The sequence below is a fragment of the Parvibaculum sp. genome (assembly GCF_019635935.1).
GTDB lineage: Bacteria > Pseudomonadota > Alphaproteobacteria > Parvibaculales > Parvibaculaceae > Parvibaculum.
This window is the reverse complement of record NZ_JAHBYN010000001.1, coordinates 438,877-456,935: the sequence shown is the minus strand read 5'-3', so window position 1 is coordinate 456,935 and position 18,059 is coordinate 438,877. Positions and strand designations below refer to the sequence as shown.

The window sequence follows — 18,059 nt, the reverse complement described above, 5'->3', positions numbered from 1 at the left end:
GATCGAATGAAAGGGTAAGGCCATGAAGGCCAGCGAAGTAAGAGACATGACGCCGGACCAGCTCGACGACGAGCTCGTCAAGCTGAAGAAGACGCAGTTCAACCTGCGTTTTCAGGGCGCGAGCGGCCAGCTCGAGAAGATTCACCAGATGCGTCAGGTGCGCCGCGACATCGCGCGCGTCAAGACCATCCAGCGCCAGCGCGAAGCCGCGCAGGCGAACAAGGGCTGAGGACAGCGAAATGCCGAAGAGAATCCTTCAGGGTGTCGTGGTCAGCGACAAGAACGAAAAGACGGTCGTGGTGAATGTCGAGCGCCGCTTCAAGGACCCGCTCCTCAAGAAGATCGTGCGCAGCTCGAAGAAGTATCACGCGCATGACGAGAACAAATCGGCGAAGGTCGGTGATCTGGTGAAGATCCGCGAATGCCGCCCGATTTCGAAACTGAAGAAATGGGAAGTTATTACGGACGAGGCCTGATCCTTTTCGGAATTCAGGAACCGGTTCGAGCAAGGCGGATGAAGTTATGATCCAGCAAGAGACAAACCTGGAAGTAGCCGATAACTCGGGTGCGCGTCGCGTGATGTGCATCAAGGTGCTCGGCGGTTCCAAGCGGAAGTACGCTTCCGTTGGCGACACCATTGTCGTCAGCATCAAGGAAGCGATCCCGCGCGGCAAGGTCAAGAAGGGCGACGTCATGAAGGCGGTCGTCGTGCGCACGGCGAAGGATATTCGCCGCGCCGATGGCAGCGTCATCCGCTTCGACCGCAATGCGGCGGTGCTGATCAACGCCCAGGGCGAGCCGATCGGAACCCGCATCTTCGGCCCGGTGACACGCGAACTGCGCGCCAAGAACCACATGAAGATCGTTTCGCTCGCGCCGGAGGTGCTTTGATGGCCGCGAAGATTAAAAAGGGCGACAAGGTCGTCGTGACGACCGGCAAGGACAAGGGCAAGAAGGGCGACGTGATCGCCGTCTTCCCGAAGGAAGAACGCGCGCTGGTCCAGGGTGTCAACATGGTGAAGCGCCACGAGAAGCCGTCGCAGACGACGACCGGCGGCATCGTGACGCGCGAGGCGAAGGTGCATTTGTCCAATCTGGCGATCCAGGATCCCAAGACGGGCAAACCGACGCGAGTAGGTTTCAAGACGCTGGACGACGGCCGCAAGGTCCGTTTCGCCAAGGCGTCGGGAGAGACGATCGATGGCTGAAGCTCAATACATCCCGCGGCTGAAGACGCAGTATCTGGACAGCATTCGTCCGGAGCTGACGGAGCATTTCAAATACAAGAACATGCTTCAGGTGCCGCGCCTCGACAAGATCGTGCTCAACATGGGCGTGGGCGAGGCCGTCGCGGATTCGAAGAAGATCAAGAGCGCCTTCGAGGACCTGCAGGCGATTTCCGGTCAGAAGCCGGTCATCACCAAGGCAAAGACGTCGATCGCGACCTTCAAGCTGCGTGAGCAGATGCCGATCGGCATCAAGGTCACGCTGCGCAAGGACCGCATGTACGAGTTTCTCGACCGGCTGGTTACGATCGCGCTGCCGCGCGTGCGCGACTTCCGGGGCCTGAACGCGAAGAGCTTCGACGGCCGCGGCAACTTCGCCATGGGCCTCAAGGAGCACATCGTGTTCCCGGAAATCGACTACGACAAGGTCGATCAGGTCTGGGGCATGGACATCATCGTGTGTACGACGGCGAAGACGGACGACGAAGCGCGCGAGCTGCTTCGGAAGTTCAACTTCCCCTTCACGAAATAAGTTTTTGAGCGGTTCGCGAACGGCGAACCCGACGGAGGTTTGAATGGCTAAGAAGAGCGCCATAAATCGGGATCAGAAGCGGCGCAAGCTGGTGGCTCAGTATGCCGCCAAGCGGGCGAAGCTGAAGGCCGCCACGCTGGACGAAAGTCTGTCGATGGAGGACCGGTTCCAGGCGCAGCTGAAGCTCGCCGAGTTGCCGCGCAATTCGTCCAAGACACGTATTCACAACCGCTGCGAAATCACGGGCCGCAGCAAGGCCTATTACCGCAAGCTGCGCATGTCGCGTATCGCCCTCCGGGACCTCGCGTCCAAAGGGCAGATTCCCGGCATGGTGAAGTCGAGCTGGTAGGAGAGACGCGAATGACGATGACCGATCCTCTTGGCGATATGATCACACGCATCCGCAATGCTCAGCTTCGCGGCAAGAGCAAAGTGGTGACGCCGGCCTCGAAGCTTCGCGGCTGGGTGCTGGATGTGCTCGCCGACGAAGGCTTTATCCGTGGCTATGCGCGCGTCGAATATCCGGGCGGCAAGAGCGACTTCGAGATTGAGCTGAAATACAACGAAGGCGCGCCGGTCATTCAGATGATCGAACGCGTTTCGACGCCGGGCCGGCGTGTGTACTCCTCGGTGAAGACGATGCCGACGGTGCATAACGGCCTCGGCATTTCGATCCTCTCGACGCCGAAGGGCATCATGTCCGACAACGCGGCGCGGGAGCAGAATGTGGGTGGCGAGGTGCTCTGCCGCGTCTTCTAGAGGCGTGGGCGGCAATCGGCGAATGCAGACGACAGGAAACAGAGACCATGTCGCGAATTGGTAAGTACCCCGTCGGAATCCCCAAAGGGGTGACGGTGACGCTGAACGGCCAGGAAGTGGCCGTGAAGGGTCCGAAGGGTGAGTTGAAGCTCACGCTGGTGGATGACGTAACGATCGAGCAGGGCGAGCCGGGATTGACGGTGCGCCCCCGTGATGACTCGCAGCGCGCCCGCGCGATGTGGGGCCTTTCGCGCACGCTGGTCGAAAACCTCATCATCGGCGTGACGGACGGATTTTCGAAGACGCTGGAGATCAACGGCGTCGGCTATCGTGCCGCGATCCAGGGCAAGAACCTGCAGCTCAATCTGGGCTTCAGCCACGACGTGCTCTATCCGATCCCGGCCGGCATCGACATCAAATGCGCCAAGCCGACCGAGATCACGGTCAGCGGCATCGACAAGCAGAAGGTCGGTCAGGTTGCGGCGGAAATCCGCGGCTATCGCGGGCCGGAACCCTACAAGGGCAAGGGCGTGAAGTACGCCGGCGAATATATCTTCCGCAAGGAAGGCAAGAAGAAGTGAGCGGATGCGCGCCATGAGCAAATTGAAAAATACGTCCCAACGCCGTGCGATGCGCAATCGCAGCAAGCTCGCAAGGGTCGCGACAGAGCGTCCGCGGCTGTCGGTGTTCCGTTCGTCGAAGCATATCTATGCGCAGGTCATCGACGACCGGCGCGGGGTCACGCTGGCCGCCGCTTCGACGCTCGACGAAAAGTTCGGCAAGAAGGCCGGTGCCGACACGGCGTCGGCCGGCGAAGTAGGCAAGCTCGTCGCCGCGCGTGCGAAAGAAGCGGGCATCACCGATGTTGTCTTCGATCGTGGCGGCTACATCTATCATGGGCGCGTCAAGGCGCTCGCAGAGGGCGCCCGCGAAGGCGGTCTCAACTTCTAAAGGATTCAGGCTGTGGCACGTAAGGATAACAGGGACCGCGAAGAGCGCGACAGCGAGTTTGTGGACAAGCTGGTCCACATCAATCGCGTCGCCAAGGTGGTGAAGGGCGGCCGGCGTTTCGGCTTTGCCGCGCTCGTCGTCGTGGGCGACCAGAAGGGCCGCGTCGGCTTCGGTCACGGCAAGGCACGTGAAGTGCCGGAAGCGATCCGCAAGGCGACGGAAGCCGCGAAGCGCGCGATGATCCGCGTGCCGCTGCGCGAAGGCCGGACGCTGCATCACGATGTCGACGGCCGCCATGGCGCGGGCCGCGTCGTTCTGCGCGCGGCGCCTCCCGGTACCGGCATAATCGCCGGCGGCCCGATGCGCGCCGTGTTCGAGACGCTCGGCGTCCAGGACGTGGTTGCGAAGTCGCTCGGTTCGACGAACCCCTACAACATGGTGCGCGCGACCTTCGATGCGCTGAAGAACGAGCAGAGCCCGCGCATGGTTGCGACGCGCCGCGGCAAGAAGGTCAGCGAGATCGTCGGCCGCCGTTCGGATGCCGCCGCCGAAGCGACCGCCGAGTAAGGCTTGAGAAGAGGAAGCGAGCGATGTCAGCGAAGAAGACAGACAGCAAGACAGTGACCGTGCAGCAGATCGGCAGCCCGCTCCGGCGCGAACCGTCGCAGCGCGAAACGCTGATCGGGCTCGGCCTCAACAAGATGCGCCGCACGCGGACGCTTCAGGATACGCCGGCCGTGCGCGGCATGATCAACAAGGTGGCCCATCTCGTCCGCGTCGTGGACGAAGTTTAAGGCTCGCGAGGCAATTCGATGAAACTGAATGAAATTTCCGACAACGAAGGCGCCCGCAAGTCGCGCATCCGCGTCGGCCGCGGTATCGGCTCGGGCAAGGGCAAGACCGGCGGACGCGGCGTGAAGGGCCAGAAGTCCCGCACCGGCGTTGCCATCAAGGGCTATGAGGGCGGCCAGATGCCGATCCACATGCGCCTGCCGAAGCGCGGCTTCAAAAACCTGTTCCGCCTCGACTACAACGCGGTCAATCTCGGCCGTGTGCAGGTTGCGGTGGATGCCGGCAAGCTCGACAAGGGTGCGACGGTCGATGCGGCGGCGCTGGTTGCAGCCGGCGTCATCCGGCGCGCGAAGGACGGCGTTCGCCTGCTCGCCAAAGGCGAAATCAAGGCGAAGCTGAATTTCGAAGTGGCCGGTGCTTCCGCGAGCGCGGTGGCGGCGGTGGAAAAGGCGGGCGGGTCGGTGAAGGTGACCGCGCCTGCAAAGGTTGCCGCCGAATAATTCGGTCTCGGGAGCGGGCACTCTCTGAAACATGCGCGCACGCGGATACGGTGTGCACAAGGTGAGATGTAATGGCATCAGCGGCTGAACAGCTCGCGGCAAATCTGAACTTCGCCGCCTTCGCGAAAGCGACCGAGCTGAAAAAGCGCATCTGGTTCACGCTGGGTGTGCTGATCGTCTATCGTCTCGGCACCTATGTGCCGCTTCCGGGCATCGACCCCCAGGCGCTGGCGCAGGTGTTCCAGCAGCAGCAGGGCGGTCTTCTCGGCGTATTCGACATGTTCGCGGGCGGCGCCGTCGGCCGCATGGCCATTTTCGCGCTGGCGATCATGCCCTACATCTCCTCGTCCATCATCATGCAGTTGATGACGACGGTGTCGCCGCATCTCGCCCAGCTCAAGAAGGAAGGCGAGCAGGGCCGCAAGCAGATCAACCAGTACACGCGCTACGGCACGGTCATTCTCGCGGCGCTTCAGGGCTACGGCATCGCGGTCGGCCTCGAAGGCGCGCAGAGCGTCGTTATCGATCCGGGCGCCTTCTTCCGCATGACAACAGTCATCACGCTGGTCGGCGGCACGATTTTCCTGATGTGGCTTGGCGAGCAGATCACCGCACGCGGTGTCGGCAACGGCATTTCGCTGATCATTTTCTCGGGCATCGTCGCCGAGCTGCCGCGCGCATTGGCCGGCACGCTGGAACTCGGCCGTCAGGGCGCGCTGTCGACAATCATCATCCTCTTCCTCGCGGTGATGGTCGTCGTCGTCATTATGATCATCGTCTTCGTCGAGCGGGCGCAGCGTCGGCTGCTGGTGCAATATCCGAAGCGTCAGGTCGGCAACAAGCTCTATGGCGGCGACAGTTCGCATCTGCCGCTGAAGCTCAATACGGCGGGCGTCATTCCGCCGATCTTCGCCTCGTCGCTGTTGCTGCTGCCGATGACCATTGTCAATTTCAGTTCGGGCGAGGGCCCGGACTGGCTTAACACGATGACGGCCATGCTCGGCCACGGGCAGCCGCTCTACATGGCGCTCTATGCCGGTGGCATCATTTTCTTCGCGTTTTTCTATACCGCCATCGTCTTCAATCCGGCCGACACGGCCGACAACCTGAAGAAGTATGGCGGGTTCATTCCCGGCATCCGGCCCGGCCAGCGCACGGCGGAATATATCGACTTCGTGTTGACGCGGCTCACGACCGTGGGCGCGCTTTATCTCGCCATCGTCTGCCTGCTGCCGGAACTGCTGATTTCGCAATACAGCGTGCCCTTCTACTTCGGTGGCACATCGTTGCTCATTGTCGTCAGTGTGACGATGGACACCGTCTCGCAGGTTCAGAGCCACTTGCTGGCGCATCAGTATGAAGGCCTCATCAAGAAGTCGAAGCTGCGCGGGGGCAAACGATGAGGCTGATCCTGCTCGGACCGCCCGGTGCCGGCAAAGGCACGCAGGCGAAGCGTCTGGAAGACAAATACGGCTTCATCCAGCTTTCGACCGGCGACATGCTGCGCGCGGCGGTTGCTGCCGGTTCCGACATCGGCAAGCAGGCTGAGACGATCATGGCGCGGGGCGATCTGGTGCCGAACGAGATTGTCGTCGGCATCATCGCGGAGCGGATCTCCCAGCCGGATGCGGCCAAGGGCTACATTCTGGACGGCTTCCCGCGCAATGTCCCCCAGGCCGAAGCGCTCGACGCGATGCTGGAGGGCCGGGGTGCGAAGCTCGACGCCGTGGTCGAGCTTGAGGTCGATGACGGCATCCTGCTGCAGCGGATCGAGACCCGCGCGGCCGAAACCGTGGGCGGCCCGCGCGCCGACGACAATGCGGAGGCGCTGGCAAAGCGCCTCAAGGTCTACCACGAGCAGACGGCGCCGCTCGTTGCCTATTACAAGGGCAAGGGCACGCTCAGGTCCGTGGATGGCATGAAGGATATGGATGAGGTAACCCGCCAGATCGAGGCGGTCCTCGGGCTTTCAAACAAGAAGGGGAACTGGCTTAAGCGGTTGACTGGGAAGAAGTAAATTCTATAATCCCGGCCTTCGCGGCGGTACTTTCAGGGCAAATTACGGTTTGGGCCGAAAAATGGCGGAATTCCGCGGTTTTCGGGCGATCCCAGCCGGGATTTCACGCAAGTGCCGTCTTAAGCGATTCCCGAAGTTCAGGAGAGACAAGTGGCTCGTATCGCTGGCGTCAACATCCCGACCAACAAGCGGGTGGTTATTGCGCTGACTTATATTCACGGCATTGGCGACACCAAGGCCGTCGAAATCTGCGGCAAGGTCGGCATTCCGGCGGAGCGCCGCGTCAACGAGCTGACGGACGCCGAGGTCATCCAGATCCGCGAAGCGATCGACAGCGACTACATCGTCGAGGGCGATCTCCGGCGCGAAGTCGCGATGAACATCAAGCGGCTGATGGATCTCGGCTGCTATCGCGGCCTGCGGCACCGCAAGGGCCTGCCGGTGCGCGGCCAGCGGACCCACACCAATGCCCGCACCCGCAAGGGTCCGGCCAAGGCAATCGCCGGCAAGAAGAAGTAACAGCGCTCGGAAATTGAAAGCCGGGGCGCTTTTCTTGCGGCTCCCGCGTGACACGAAGGTTCAGGACGAATGGCGAAGGAAAAGACGCGCATCAAGCGCAAGGAACGGAAGAATATCTCATCGGGCGTCGCCCATGTGAATTCGACGTTCAACAACACCATGATCACCATCGCGGATGCGCAGGGCAATGCGATTGCCTGGTCGTCCGCCGGGATGATGGGGTTCAAGGGCAGCCGCAAGTCGACGCCCTTCGCCGCGCAGATGGCCGCGGAAGATGCGGGCAAGAAGGCCATGGAACACGGCATGCGCACCCTCGAAGTCGAGGTTTGCGGTCCGGGTTCGGGCCGCGAGTCGGCGCTTCGCGCGCTGCAATCGGTCGGTTTCACCGTCACCACCATCCGCGACGTGACGCCGATCCCGCACAATGGCTGCCGCCCGCCCAAGCGGCGTCGCGTCTAGACCGGTATCCGGCCGGCTGCCCTCCGGGGTCTTTGCCGGCCACGTCCGCTCGCACGATTGAATGGTGGGGTGGACGTTAAAGAGATCAGGTGGCGGATGTCTCCCGCCCGGCGCCCGCAAGACGCGCCGCAAACGACACGAGGTTATCAACGTGATCCAGAAAAACTGGGAAGAGCTTATCAAACCGAACAAGCTCGAAATCAATCCGGGCCACGACGCGCAGCGTTTCGCGACCGTCGTTGCCGAGCCGCTGGAGCGCGGCTTTGGCCTGACGCTCGGCAATTCGCTGCGTCGTGTGCTGATGTCGTCGCTGCAGGGCGCGGCCGTCACCGCCGTCCAGATCGACGGCGTGCTGCATGAGTTCTCGTCGATCGCCGGCGTGCGCGAAGACGTGACCGACATCGTCCTCAATATCAAGCAGCTTGCGCTGCGCCTTCATGCCGAAGGCCCCAAGCGCATGTCGCTGTCGAAGAAGGGCCCGGGCGTCGTCACCGCCAGCGACATCGTGGCCGGTGCCGACATCGAAGTGCTCAATCCCGACCTCGTGCTCTGCACGCTCGACGAGGGCGCCGAAATCCGCATGGAATTCACGGTCGCGCTCGGCAAGGGCTATGTCGCGTCGGATCGCAACCGTCCGGAAGATGCGCCGATCGGCCTGATCCCGGTCGACAGTCTCTACAGCCCGGTGCGCCGCGTTTCCTACAAGGTGGAAAACACGCGCGAAGGCCAGATTCTCGATTACGACAAGCTGACCATGCAGATCGAGACCAACGGCGCGATCACGCCGGACGATGCGGTCGCCTATGCCGCGCGCATCCTGCAGGACCAGCTCCAGACCTTCGTCAATTTCGACGAGCCGGAGCAGAAGCATGTCGAGGAGAGCCGCCCCGAACTCGAATTCAACGCGGCGCTTCTGAAGAAGGTGGACGAGCTCGAGCTTTCGGTGCGCTCGGCCAACTGCCTGAAGAACGACAACATCGTCTATATCGGCGACCTGATCCAGAAGACGGAAGGCGAGATGCTCCGCACGCCGAACTTCGGCCGCAAGTCGCTGAACGAGATCAAGGAAGTGCTGGCGCAGATGGGGCTCCATCTCGGCATGGAAGTGCCGAACTGGCCGCCGGAGAATATCGAAGAGCTGGCCAAGCGCTACGAAGACCAGTACTGAGTTTTAAAGAAACGCCGCGTCCCGGAGACGCCGCAGGTAACGAGGAGAAGGGCACATGCGTCACGGTAATTCCGGCCGCAAGCTCAACAGGACGGCAAGCCACCGCAAGGCCATGCTGGCGAACATGGCGGTCGCGCTCATCAAGCATGAGCAGATCGTCACGACGCTGCCCAAGGCCAAGGAGCTTCGTCCCTATGTCGAAAAGCTGGTGACGCTGGGCAAGCGCGGCGACCTGCATGCGCGCCGTCAGGCCTATGCGGCGCTGCCGGACAAGGTCTGGGCGGCGAAGCTGTTCGACGTGCTCGGCCCCCGCTACCAGGAACGCGCCGGCGGCTATATCCGCGTCCTCAAGGCCGGCTTCCGGCATGGCGACAGCGCGCCGATGGCCGTCATCGAGTTCGTCGACCGCGACGAGAGCGCCAAGGGCCAGGATTCCGGCCCGGTGCTGGTCGAGGCGGACGAAGACGCCGCCTGAGCGGCTTTCCGCCGACGATTTGAAGGGCAGCCCCGGTCTCCGGCGCTGCCCTTTTCGTTTGCCGTCCCGTTTCCGGTCATTTCGGTCTTGTCAGCGCCGCCGTCAGGCCACAGAATTTTGCCGGCGGCGGGGTGGTGTCCGGGCGTGGGGTCGATTAGCCCGTCCTTGTATCAGGGCGCGGGTCATGGTGGTTGAGATGTTGTCCGAGTCTTCCTGGGCCGGGGCGTTGTCGATGGCGCTGGCCGCAATTGTACTCACGGCTTCGCTGGTCTTCCTGTCGTCGGGCGCCGCCGCGCAGGAGCGGCAGGTGCCCGGCAGTCTCGGCGAGGTGCAGCTTTCCTATGCGCCGGTCGTCAAGCGCGTCGCGCCCGCCGTCGTCAATGTCTATTCCAAGCGCGTCGTGCAGGAGCAGGCCCGCTCGCCCTTCGCCAACGATCCCTTCTTCCAGCAGTTCTTCGGCAACCGCTTCAGCTTCGGCATGCCGCGCGAGCGTGTGCAGCAGTCGCTCGGCTCGGGCGTCATCGTCGATCCCTCCGGCCTCATCGTCACCAATCATCATGTCATCAAGGGCGGGCAGCAGTTCACGGTGGCGCTGTCCGACCGGCGCGAATTCGACGCGCAACTGGTGCTGGCCGACGAGCGCACCGACCTTGCGGTGCTGAAGATCGAGGCCGGCGCCGGCAAGCTGCCGCATCTCACCTTCAAGAACTCCGACAGCATCGAAGTCGGCGACCTCGTGCTTGCGATCGGCAACCCGTTCGGCGTCGGTCAGACGGTGACGTCGGGCATCGTCTCGGCGCTGGCGCGCACCCATGTCGGCGTTTCGGACTACCAGTTCTTCATCCAGACGGACGCGGCGATCAATCCCGGCAATTCGGGCGGCGCGCTGGTCACCATGGATGGCGGTCTTGTCGGCATCAACAGCGCCATCTATTCGCAGTCCGGCGGCAGCATCGGCATCGGCTTTGCGATCCCCTCCAACATGGTCGAGAGCGTCGTCGCCTCGGCGCGCGACGGCGGCCATGTCAAACGGCCGTGGTTCGGCGCGCAATTGCAGGCCGTCGACAACGATCTCGCGCAATCGCTCGGGCTCGACCGGCCGGGCGGCGGCATCGTGCGCGACGTGCATCCGGGCGGGCCCGCCGACAAGGCGGGCTTGCGCGTCGGCGACGTCATCCGCTCGATCGACGGTTTCGATGTCGAGGATCCGCAAGCGGTGCGCTACCGCCTCGCGACCAAGGGTCTCGGCGGCGAGGCGCGCATTGGCTATCTGCGCGACGGGCGGACGGGCGAGGCGCGTGTCGCATTGATAGCGCCGCCCGAGGAACCGGCGGCCGAGGAAACCGAAATCGACGGGCGCAATCCCTTTGCCGGCGCGACGGTCGCCAATCTTTCGCCGGCCGTTGCCGACAGGCTGGGGCTCGACGCGATGGCGTCGCGCGGTGTCGTCGTCACCAATGTCGGCTTCGGGTCGCCGGCGGGGCGCATGCAGCTTCAGCGCGGCGACATCATTGTCGAAGTCGCGGGCACCAAGATCGCCACCGTGCGCGATCTCGTCCGCGTCACGGCGACGCCGCGCGCGCAATGGGATTTCTCGATCAAGCGCGGCGACCGCACATTTCAGGCGACGGTCGGCGGCTAGCTCGCGCCCCCGTCGCCCATCTGCGATTGCAGGTAATTCTCCAGCCCGACCTTCTTCACCAGTTCAAGCTGCGTTTCGAGGAAGTCGATATGTTCTTCCTCGTCCTCCAGAATGTCCTCGAAGATTTCGCGACTGACATAGTCGCGCGCCTGCTCGCAATGGGCGACGGCCTCCTTGTAAAAGGCGTGGCCGGCATATTCGAGCTTCAGGTCGCATTCCATGCACTCGACGACATTCTCGCCGATCAAGAGCTTGTCGAGGTCCTGCAGGTTCGGCAGGCCCTCAAGGAACAGGATGCGCTCGATCAGCTTGTCGGCATGCTTCATCTCGTCGATCGATTCGCGGTATTCGATCTCGCCGAGCCGCGTGAAGCCCCAGTTCCTGAACATGCGCGCATGCAGGAAATACTGATTGATGGCCGTCAGTTCGAGCCTCAGGGCCTTGTTGAGATATTCGATGACCTTGGCGTCGCCGCGCATGTGCCGCTCCTTGTGACTCGGAATGCGTCATGGTCGTCCCGCGTGCGCGCGACGTCAAACGCAATTCGAAAAAAATCGAATGCCGGCAAGAAGTTGCAATTGATCTTGAGAGTATCTCGCGAAAGCCGTGGCGTCAGTCCGCGGCGGCCATCAGGCCCGCAAGCGTTTCGTCGGCGCGCGCTTCGGCGATCAGTTCGGCCAGCGAGGGCAGGCAGCGGCCGCATTGCGGCTTGCAGCCCATTGCGCGGTGCAGGGCGGCGGGCGTGTCGACATGCGGTGCGTCGGCCAGCGTCGTGCGGACGGTCTGGCAGTTCTTGGCGTTGCACACACACACGATCATCTGGATGGGTTTCCTGCCCGGATTTTCTTGCCCTTGCCCCCGGGCGAGGCCCGAGGAGGCCAACCTGCCACCCTTGAGAATGGTTTGCAAGTGCGTTGTGAATGCGAATCCATTGCAAAATTGTCGCAGGGTTAAGAGGGGCTTGCGGGGCCGGTGAGGGCCGCCCCGAAACGTGCTAAAGAGCCCCCATGAACAATCTTTTCGAGGCGGCGGGGATGGATGAGGGGGCGCCGCGCCCGCTCGCCGACCGGCTGCGCCCGAAGGTTCTGGAGGAGGTTGTCGGCCAGGAACACCTGATCGGGCCCAAGGGGCCGCTCGGGCGGATGCTGACCGCCGGGCACCTCTCCTCGATCGTCTTCTGGGGGCCGCCCGGCACCGGCAAGACCACCATCGCCCGCCTGCTGGCCGACCGGGTCGGGCTTCATTTCGAGCCGATGTCGGCGATTTTTTCGGGCGTCGCCGACCTCAAGAAAGTGTTCGAGGCCGCCCGCGCCCGCCGCTCGACCGGCAAGGGCACGCTGCTCTTTGTGGATGAGATTCATCGCTTCAACCGCGCTCAGCAGGACGGCTTTCTGCCGGTCATGGAAGACGGCACCGTCACGCTGATCGGCGCGACCACCGAAAACCCCTCCTTCGAGCTCAACGCCGCGCTGCTGTCGCGCGCGCAGGTCATGGTGCTGAACCGGCTCGACGACGCGGCGCTGGAAGAACTGCTCACCCGCGCCGAAGCCTTCTACGAAAAGAAACTGCCGCTGACCGACGATGCCCGCGCCTCGCTTCGCGCGATGGCCGATGGCGACGGGCGTTATGCGCTCAATCTCGCCGAGGAGATTTTCGCGCTGGCGCCGGCCGAGCCCTTCGACACGGCCGGCCTCATCGCCGCCGTGCAGCGCCGCGCGCCCCTCTACGACAAGGGCAGGGAAGGGCACTACAACCTCATCAGCGCACTCCACAAGTCGATCCGCGGCTCGGATTGCGACGCGGCGCTCTACTGGCTGGCGCGCATGCTGGCCGGCGGCGAAGACCCGCTCTATATCGCGCGCCGTCTTGTGCGCGCCGCCATCGAGGATATCGGCCTCGCCGACCCGGAGGCCGTGCATCAGGCGCTGGCGGCGAAAGACGTGTTCGATTTCCTCGGCGCACCGGAGGGCGAGCTGGCGCTGGCGCAGGCGGTGATCTATCTCGCCACCGCGCCGAAATCGAATGCGTCCTACACGGCCTTCGGCGCGGCGAAGCGCTCGGCGCGCGACACGGGCTCCGTCGCGCCGCCCGCCCACATCCTCAACGCGCCGACGCGGCTGATGAAAGACCTTGGCTACGGCGCCGGATACGAATACGACCACGACGCGCCGAATGCCTTTTCGGGCCAGGACTACTTCCCCGAGGAAGTCGGCCGCCGGAATTTCTATCGCCCCGAGGAGCGCGGCTTCGAACGCGAGATCGGCAAGCGGCTCGCCTACTGGCAGAAACTGAGAGAGGAACGGCAGGGATGAACCATCTGTTCGCGGTCGCCATCGGCGGCGCCATCGGCGCGAGCGGGCGCTACCTGCTCAACGCGCAAATGCTCCGGCTGCTCGGGCCCAATTTTCCGTGGGGTATTTTGACGATCAACATTGCCGGTTCGCTGGCGATGGGTCTCCTCGCGGGCGCCTTCGCGCTGAAATACGATCTGTCGCCCGAGATGCGCAGCTTCCTCACCACCGGCATTCTCGGCGGCTTCACCACCTTCTCGGCCTTTTCACTCGACGCCGCCAACATGATCGAGCGCGGCGATATCGGCCTTGCCGGTCTCTATATGGCGGGCTCGGTCGCCGGCGCCGTCGGCGCACTCTTCGTTGGTTTGTGGATTGCGCGGATGTTGTTTTCAGCATGAAGGAAGTCGCGCAGATCGGTGTTTCCGCGGATGAAGACGGCATCCGTCTCGACCGCTGGTTCAAGCGGCGTTTCCCGGCGCTGACGCATGGCCGCCTCGAAAAGCTGTTGCGCACCGGTCAGGTGCGTGTCGATGGCGCGCGAGCCAAGGCCAATGCGCGGCTTGCCGCCGGGCAGACCGTGCGCGTGCCGCCGCTCGGCGAGGAAATCGACACCCCGGCGCCGAAGCCCGAACGCGCGCTCAACGACAAGGACGCGGCCTTTGTCCGCTCGCTTGTCATCCACAAGGACAAGTCGCTGATCGTGCTCAACAAGCCGGCGGGTCTTGCCGTGCAGGGCGGCACCAAGACCGAACGCCATCTCGACGGCATGCTCGATGCGCTCGCATTCGAAGCGGCGGAGCGTCCGCGTCTCGTGCATCGTCTCGACCGCGACACGTCCGGCGTCATCGTGCTGGCGCGCAGCGCGAAATCCGCCGCTGCGCTCGGCCGCGCCTTCCAGCAGAAGGATGCGCGCAAGATTTACTGGGCGCTGGTCATCGGCACGCCCGCACCGCTTCAGGGCACGATCGATCTGGCACTCGCCAAGCAAGGCGGCCCACGCGCCGAGCGCGTGTCGCCGGCGGATGCAGGCGACGAGGACGCACAGCACGCGGTCACGCATTATTCGGTCGTTACCAGCGTCTCGACCAAATTCGCCTGGGTCGCCTTCATGCCGGTTACTGGCCGCACGCACCAGATCCGCGCCCATGCGCGCGCCATCGGCACGCCCATAGTGGGCGACGGCAAATATGGCGGCGTCACCGCGCATCCCGGCGGCGAAATCCCGCGCCAGCTTCACCTTCATGCCCGCTCCATCGACCTCGCGCACCCGGACGGCGGGCGCTTCTTCATCGAGGCCGATTTGCCGCCGCACATGAAGAAAAGCTGGAAACTCCTCGGCCTCGAAGAACGCGACGCCGAAGGGGCGTTTGAGGGGCTGGAGGAGTGACCGCTCCCCTCCGCCTCGTCGTCTTCGATTGCGACGGTACGCTGATCGACAGCCAGCACATGATCGTGGCGGCGATGGCGCACGTCTTTGCGGCGCATGGGCTGGCGGCGTTGCCGCGCGCGGACGTGCTTTCGATTGTCGGCCTGTCGCTCGACGAGGCGCTGGCGGCATTGCTGCCCGATACCGAGCCGGGCATTCGCCGCCGCATTACGCAGAGCTACAAGGACGCGTTTTTCGAGATCCGGCATCGCGCCGATCTGGCCGAGCCGCTCTTTCCCGGCGTCCGCGAGGCATTGGCGGCGCTTCATGCCCGGCCCGGCACCGTGCTCGGCATCGCCACCGGCAAGTCGCAGCGCGGCCTTGCCCATGCGCTCGAAACGCATGGTCTTCGCGACTATTTCGTGACGCTGCAGACGGCCGACGACGCGCCCTCCAAACCCCACCCGGAAATGCTGCGCCGCGCCATGCGCGCGGTCGGGGCGGCGGCGGCCGACACGGCGCTGGTCGGCGACACCAGCTACGACATCGAGATGGCGCGGGCTGCCGGCGCCCATGCGTTCGGCGTCGATTGGGGCTATCATGCGCCCGAGACCCTCCGGTCGAGCGGCGCGCATTTCGTCTTGTCCGATTTCGCGGCGCTGGCGCCCGCGCTCGATGCGCTGTGGACCGGGGAGCCTCGCCAGGCCGTCCGGGAAGCAACGGTTCACGGGAGACGGGAACCATGAAAAAACTGCTGCGTTTCATCGTCGTCGTCGCGCTGCTTCTGGCGGGCGCGCTATACGCACTGACCGTCGTCGATCTCGGCCGCTTCGCGCCGCAGATCGAGGCGGCGGCAAAGGATGCCACAGGCCGCACGTTGAAAATCGAGGGCGGACTTCATATCGGCTTTTCGTTGGTGCCGACCGTCGTTGCCGAAAAGGTCAGCTTCGGCAATGCCGATTGGGGCACGCGCCCGCAAATGCTGACGGCGGACGAGCTCGGCCTGCAACTGGCGCTGCTGCCGCTTTTTTCGGGCAATGTCGATCTGCGCGAAGTGAAGCTGAGCGGCGCCGACATTTATCTCGAAACCGACCGCCGGGGTCGCGGCAATTGGGAATTCGGCGACGCACAGGCTGCGCCTGCGTCGGCGGGCGAGGGCGGCGGCATGTCGCTTGCCGGCATTCCGCGGGTCGCGCTTTCCGCCATCAAGATCGCCTATCGCGACGGCGCAACGGGGCAGGTCACGGAAGCGACGCTGGATGAGGTGACGGTGCAGCCGAAAGGCGCCGGCGTCCATGCCGTTGTCGGCGGCAAGGTCAACGGTTCGGCGGTCGCTTTCTCCGCCGACGTCTCGGGCGATGCCGCCCGCATGGCGCTCGACAATGCCTCGCTCGATGTCGCCGGCACCAGCGTCGGCGGCGACCTCGCGCTCGATCTCTCCGGCCGTCCGAAACTCACAGGCGCCCTGTCGAGCCCGAAATTCGACGTGACGCCCTTCCTTGGCGGCGGTGGTGGCGGTACCAGTAGCAAAAAGGAGGGCGGGCCGGTCTTCAGCCGCGACCCGCTGCCGCTCGACGCGCTGGAAGCGCTCGATGCCGATCTCACTTTCGCGCTGGGTGCGCTGCATTACGGCAAGCTCGTTCTCGCCGACATCAAGCTGCCGGTGAAAATCGCCAACGGCAAGCTGTCGGCGCCGCTCACGGCGGCCTATCGCGACACGCCGCTGAAACTTTCGCTGTCGGCGGACGGCAAGGCGAAGTCGGTTTCGGTCGATGCGGGCGCCACCAATTTCGATCTCGGGCGTCTTCTTGCCGATCTCGACCTCACAGACATGCTGACGGCGCGGGCCGATTTCGGAGCGAAGCTTTCGGGGCGCGGCAACTCGCTGCACGCGATTGCCGCGTCGCTTGGCGGCCAGACCAATCTGGCGGTCGGCGCGGGCACGATCAATTCGCGCGCGCTCGCGATCGTGTCCGACGATCTCGTCAACGTGCTCGCCCCCGGTGGCAAGACCGGCGACCGGGCAAAGCTTGTCTGCGCCATCAGCGCGTTCGATTTCGCCGGCGGCGTCGGCACGTCGAAGGCGCTGGCGCTCGAAACCGACACGCTGATAACCACCGGCTCCGGCACGGTCGATCTCGGCCGCGAGCGGCTCGACCTCCTGTTCAAACCGAAGCCGAAGCAGGCGAGCCTGCTCAGCCTTGCTTTCCCGGTGCGCCTGTCGGGTCCGCTCAATGCGCCGTCCGCCGGTCTCGACCGCGCCGGTGCGGCGACCGGCATTGCGACGGCGGTGGGCGGCGCGGCGTTGACCGGCGGTGTCGGCGCGCTGCTGCCGTTGATGAGCACCGGCGCGGGTTCGGTTGCCGGCGGCGGCGAATGCGGCGCGGCGGCGGCAGCCGCACAGGAAGAGTCGCGCGGCGTCACTGGCACGGTCAAGGATGTCGGCGGCGCCATCGGCGGTGCGGCGGAAGATGCCGCCAAGGGTATCGGCGGCGCCGTGCGCGGAATTTTCGGACGATGAGCGGCGAGGAAGAGACCGCCGCCATTTTCGATCTGGCGCGCAACCGCACGCTCGACGAGCAGCCGCCGCATCCGGGGCGCGACGGCCCACGTCTGCCGAAGCGTTTCTACAAGGAGGCTGCCGCCGGCGAAACGCCGGACGGATACACGATCCTGCTCGACGGCCGCGCTGTCAAGACGCCGTCGAAGCAGGTGCTTGCCGTGCCGCATGCGGCGCTTGCCCGCGCGATGGCAGCGGAGTGGGCCGGGCAGGGCGAATATATCGACCCGCGTTCGATGTGGCTGACGAAGCTCGCCAATACCGCGCTCGATCTCGTCAAGCCGCGCCGCGCCGCCGTCGTCGCCGAGATCGTCAATTTCGCCGGCACCGACCTCCTGTGCTACCGCGCCGAGGCGCCGGCCGCTCTCGTCGCGCGTCAGGCGGCCGAATGGGATCCGTTGCTCGAATGGGTGGCGGCGCATGGCATCCGCCTCAAGGTCACCACCGGCATCGTCCATGTCGCGCAGGACGAAGCGGCGCTCGCTGCCTATGGCCGGGCGCTTGAACGCCTCGACCATTTCCGTCTCGCCGCGCTCCACAATGCGGTCACGCTGACCGGCTCGGCCGTCATCGGGCTGGCGCTCCTCGAGCGCCGTCTCGATGTGGCGGCCGCCATTGCCGCCGCGCATCTCGACGAGACCTGGCAGATGGAGATTTCGGGCCGCGACGCGGAGGAGGAGGCGCGTCTCGCGCGCCGCCGCGCCGAGCTCGGCGAAACCGGCCGTTTCCTCGATTTGCTTACTGACGTAACGTAAACCCCGCCCTTTGGAATGGCGGCCAAGCCATTGGCAAAAAGGAG

General features: G+C 64.4%; 27 protein-coding genes. 25 read left to right on the top strand and 2 right to left on the bottom strand.

Going from position 1 to position 18,059, the window contains the following annotated elements; translation table 11 throughout:
• Positions 1 to 22 precede the first annotated feature (22 nt).
• The 19 genes from rpmC (at position 23) to KF719_RS02315 (ending at position 11,040) form a co-directional block, all read left to right on the top strand.
• Positions 23 to 229 carry a 50S ribosomal protein L29 gene (gene rpmC, locus KF719_RS02405; RefSeq protein WP_293506778.1) on the top strand — a complete coding sequence of 69 codons (207 nt, stop codon included), beginning with the start codon at positions 23 to 25 and terminating at the stop codon, positions 227 to 229.
• Between the two features lie 10 nt (positions 230 to 239).
• Positions 240 to 476, top strand: coding sequence for a 30S ribosomal protein S17 (gene rpsQ, locus KF719_RS02400; protein WP_293506777.1), 237 nt, complete (start codon positions 240 to 242; stop codon positions 474 to 476).
• A gap of 46 nt (positions 477 to 522) precedes the next feature.
• Positions 523 to 891: a 50S ribosomal protein L14 gene (rplN, locus tag KF719_RS02395; protein ID WP_293506776.1), complete on the top strand. Its 369-nt coding sequence runs from the start codon at positions 523 to 525 to the stop codon at positions 889 to 891.
• Entirely contained in the window at positions 891 to 1,208 is a 318-nt protein-coding gene (gene rplX / locus KF719_RS02390) for a 50S ribosomal protein L24 (protein ID WP_293506775.1), read from the top strand. Before rplN ends, rplX begins: the two co-directional genes overlap by 1 nt.
• Positions 1,201 to 1,758, top strand: coding sequence for a 50S ribosomal protein L5 (gene rplE / locus KF719_RS02385; protein WP_293506774.1), 558 nt, complete (start codon positions 1,201 to 1,203; stop codon positions 1,756 to 1,758). Before rplX ends, rplE begins: the two co-directional genes overlap by 8 nt.
• Positions 1,759 to 1,801: 43 nt before the next feature.
• Positions 1,802 to 2,107: a 30S ribosomal protein S14 gene (gene rpsN / locus KF719_RS02380; RefSeq protein WP_293506773.1), complete on the top strand. Its 306-nt coding sequence runs from the start codon at positions 1,802 to 1,804 to the stop codon at positions 2,105 to 2,107.
• Positions 2,108 to 2,118: 11 nt separating this feature from the next.
• A complete protein-coding gene (rpsH, locus tag KF719_RS02375) occupies positions 2,119 to 2,517 on the top strand; it encodes a 30S ribosomal protein S8 (RefSeq protein ID WP_293506772.1) in 399 nt (132 codons plus the stop codon).
• Positions 2,518 to 2,564: 47 nt separating this feature from the next.
• Positions 2,565 to 3,098 carry a 50S ribosomal protein L6 gene (gene rplF / locus KF719_RS02370; protein ID WP_293506771.1) on the top strand — a complete coding sequence of 178 codons (534 nt, stop codon included), beginning with the start codon at positions 2,565 to 2,567 and terminating at the stop codon, positions 3,096 to 3,098.
• A 13-nt stretch (positions 3,099 to 3,111) separates the two neighbouring features.
• The gene (gene rplR, locus KF719_RS02365) at positions 3,112 to 3,468 is read left to right on the top strand and encodes a 50S ribosomal protein L18 (RefSeq protein ID WP_293506770.1); all 357 of its coding nucleotides are present in this window, start codon (positions 3,112 to 3,114) and stop codon (positions 3,466 to 3,468) included.
• Positions 3,469 to 3,480: 12 nt separating this feature from the next.
• Positions 3,481 to 4,035: a 30S ribosomal protein S5 gene (gene rpsE, locus KF719_RS02360; protein ID WP_293506769.1), complete on the top strand. Its 555-nt coding sequence runs from the start codon at positions 3,481 to 3,483 to the stop codon at positions 4,033 to 4,035.
• Between the two features lie 23 nt (positions 4,036 to 4,058).
• Entirely contained in the window at positions 4,059 to 4,262 is a 204-nt protein-coding gene (rpmD, locus tag KF719_RS02355) for a 50S ribosomal protein L30 (protein WP_293506768.1), read from the top strand.
• A gap of 18 nt (positions 4,263 to 4,280) precedes the next feature.
• A complete protein-coding gene (gene rplO / locus KF719_RS02350) occupies positions 4,281 to 4,760 on the top strand; it encodes a 50S ribosomal protein L15 (protein ID WP_293506767.1) in 480 nt (159 codons plus the stop codon).
• Between the two features lie 71 nt (positions 4,761 to 4,831).
• A complete protein-coding gene (gene secY, locus KF719_RS02345) occupies positions 4,832 to 6,163 on the top strand; it encodes a preprotein translocase subunit SecY (protein WP_293506766.1) in 1,332 nt (443 codons plus the stop codon).
• The gene (locus tag KF719_RS02340; RefSeq protein WP_363318003.1) at positions 6,160 to 6,777 is read left to right on the top strand and encodes an adenylate kinase; all 618 of its coding nucleotides are present in this window, start codon (positions 6,160 to 6,162) and stop codon (positions 6,775 to 6,777) included. The genes secY and KF719_RS02340 overlap by 4 nt, the downstream gene beginning before the upstream one ends.
• 150 nt (positions 6,778 to 6,927) lie before the next feature.
• Entirely contained in the window at positions 6,928 to 7,296 is a 369-nt protein-coding gene (gene rpsM / locus KF719_RS02335) for a 30S ribosomal protein S13 (protein ID WP_293506765.1), read from the top strand.
• A 69-nt stretch (positions 7,297 to 7,365) separates the two neighbouring features.
• Entirely contained in the window at positions 7,366 to 7,755 is a 390-nt protein-coding gene (rpsK, locus tag KF719_RS02330; protein WP_293506764.1) for a 30S ribosomal protein S11, read from the top strand.
• Positions 7,756 to 7,906: 151 nt separating this feature from the next.
• The gene (locus KF719_RS02325; protein ID WP_293506763.1) at positions 7,907 to 8,923 is read left to right on the top strand and encodes a DNA-directed RNA polymerase subunit alpha; all 1,017 of its coding nucleotides are present in this window, start codon (positions 7,907 to 7,909) and stop codon (positions 8,921 to 8,923) included.
• Positions 8,924 to 8,978: 55 nt separating this feature from the next.
• Positions 8,979 to 9,398, top strand: coding sequence for a 50S ribosomal protein L17 (gene rplQ / locus KF719_RS02320; RefSeq protein ID WP_293506762.1), 420 nt, complete (start codon positions 8,979 to 8,981; stop codon positions 9,396 to 9,398).
• Between the two features lie 232 nt (positions 9,399 to 9,630).
• Positions 9,631 to 11,040 carry a DegQ family serine endoprotease gene (locus KF719_RS02315; RefSeq protein WP_293506761.1) on the top strand — a complete coding sequence of 470 codons (1,410 nt, stop codon included), beginning with the start codon at positions 9,631 to 9,633 and terminating at the stop codon, positions 11,038 to 11,040.
• Here the strand turns inward: KF719_RS02315 and bfr are convergent.
• Both bfr and KF719_RS02305 read right to left on the bottom strand, forming a co-directional pair.
• Entirely contained in the window at positions 11,037 to 11,519 is a 483-nt protein-coding gene (gene bfr, locus KF719_RS02310; RefSeq protein ID WP_293506760.1) for a bacterioferritin, read from the bottom strand. The genes KF719_RS02315 and bfr overlap by 4 nt on opposite strands.
• Positions 11,520 to 11,652: 133 nt before the next feature.
• Positions 11,653 to 11,859, bottom strand: coding sequence for a (2Fe-2S)-binding protein (locus KF719_RS02305; protein WP_293506759.1), 207 nt, complete (start codon positions 11,857 to 11,859; stop codon positions 11,653 to 11,655).
• A 188-nt stretch (positions 11,860 to 12,047) separates the two neighbouring features.
• Between KF719_RS02305 and KF719_RS02300 the strand changes: the two genes are divergently transcribed.
• From KF719_RS02300 to KF719_RS02275, 6 genes are read left to right on the top strand one after another with little or no spacing between them, the layout of a single operon-like run.
• Positions 12,048 to 13,352 (top strand): replication-associated recombination protein A, encoded by a 1,305-nt coding sequence (locus tag KF719_RS02300; RefSeq protein ID WP_293506758.1) that lies wholly within the window; start codon positions 12,048 to 12,050, stop codon positions 13,350 to 13,352.
• Entirely contained in the window at positions 13,349 to 13,732 is a 384-nt protein-coding gene (gene crcB / locus KF719_RS02295; protein ID WP_293506757.1) for a fluoride efflux transporter CrcB, read from the top strand. Before KF719_RS02300 ends, crcB begins: the two co-directional genes overlap by 4 nt.
• Positions 13,729 to 14,721 carry an RluA family pseudouridine synthase gene (locus KF719_RS02290; RefSeq protein ID WP_293506756.1) on the top strand — a complete coding sequence of 331 codons (993 nt, stop codon included), beginning with the start codon at positions 13,729 to 13,731 and terminating at the stop codon, positions 14,719 to 14,721. Before crcB ends, KF719_RS02290 begins: the two co-directional genes overlap by 4 nt.
• Positions 14,718 to 15,446 (top strand): HAD-IA family hydrolase, encoded by a 729-nt coding sequence (locus KF719_RS02285; RefSeq protein WP_293506755.1) that lies wholly within the window; start codon positions 14,718 to 14,720, stop codon positions 15,444 to 15,446. Before KF719_RS02290 ends, KF719_RS02285 begins: the two co-directional genes overlap by 4 nt.
• Positions 15,443 to 17,221: an AsmA family protein gene (locus tag KF719_RS02280; protein WP_293506753.1), complete on the top strand. Its 1,779-nt coding sequence runs from the start codon at positions 15,443 to 15,445 to the stop codon at positions 17,219 to 17,221. Before KF719_RS02285 ends, KF719_RS02280 begins: the two co-directional genes overlap by 4 nt.
• Positions 17,218 to 18,015: an ATP12 family protein gene (locus KF719_RS02275; RefSeq protein ID WP_293506752.1), complete on the top strand. Its 798-nt coding sequence runs from the start codon at positions 17,218 to 17,220 to the stop codon at positions 18,013 to 18,015. Before KF719_RS02280 ends, KF719_RS02275 begins: the two co-directional genes overlap by 4 nt.
• Positions 18,016 to 18,059 lie beyond the last annotated feature (44 nt).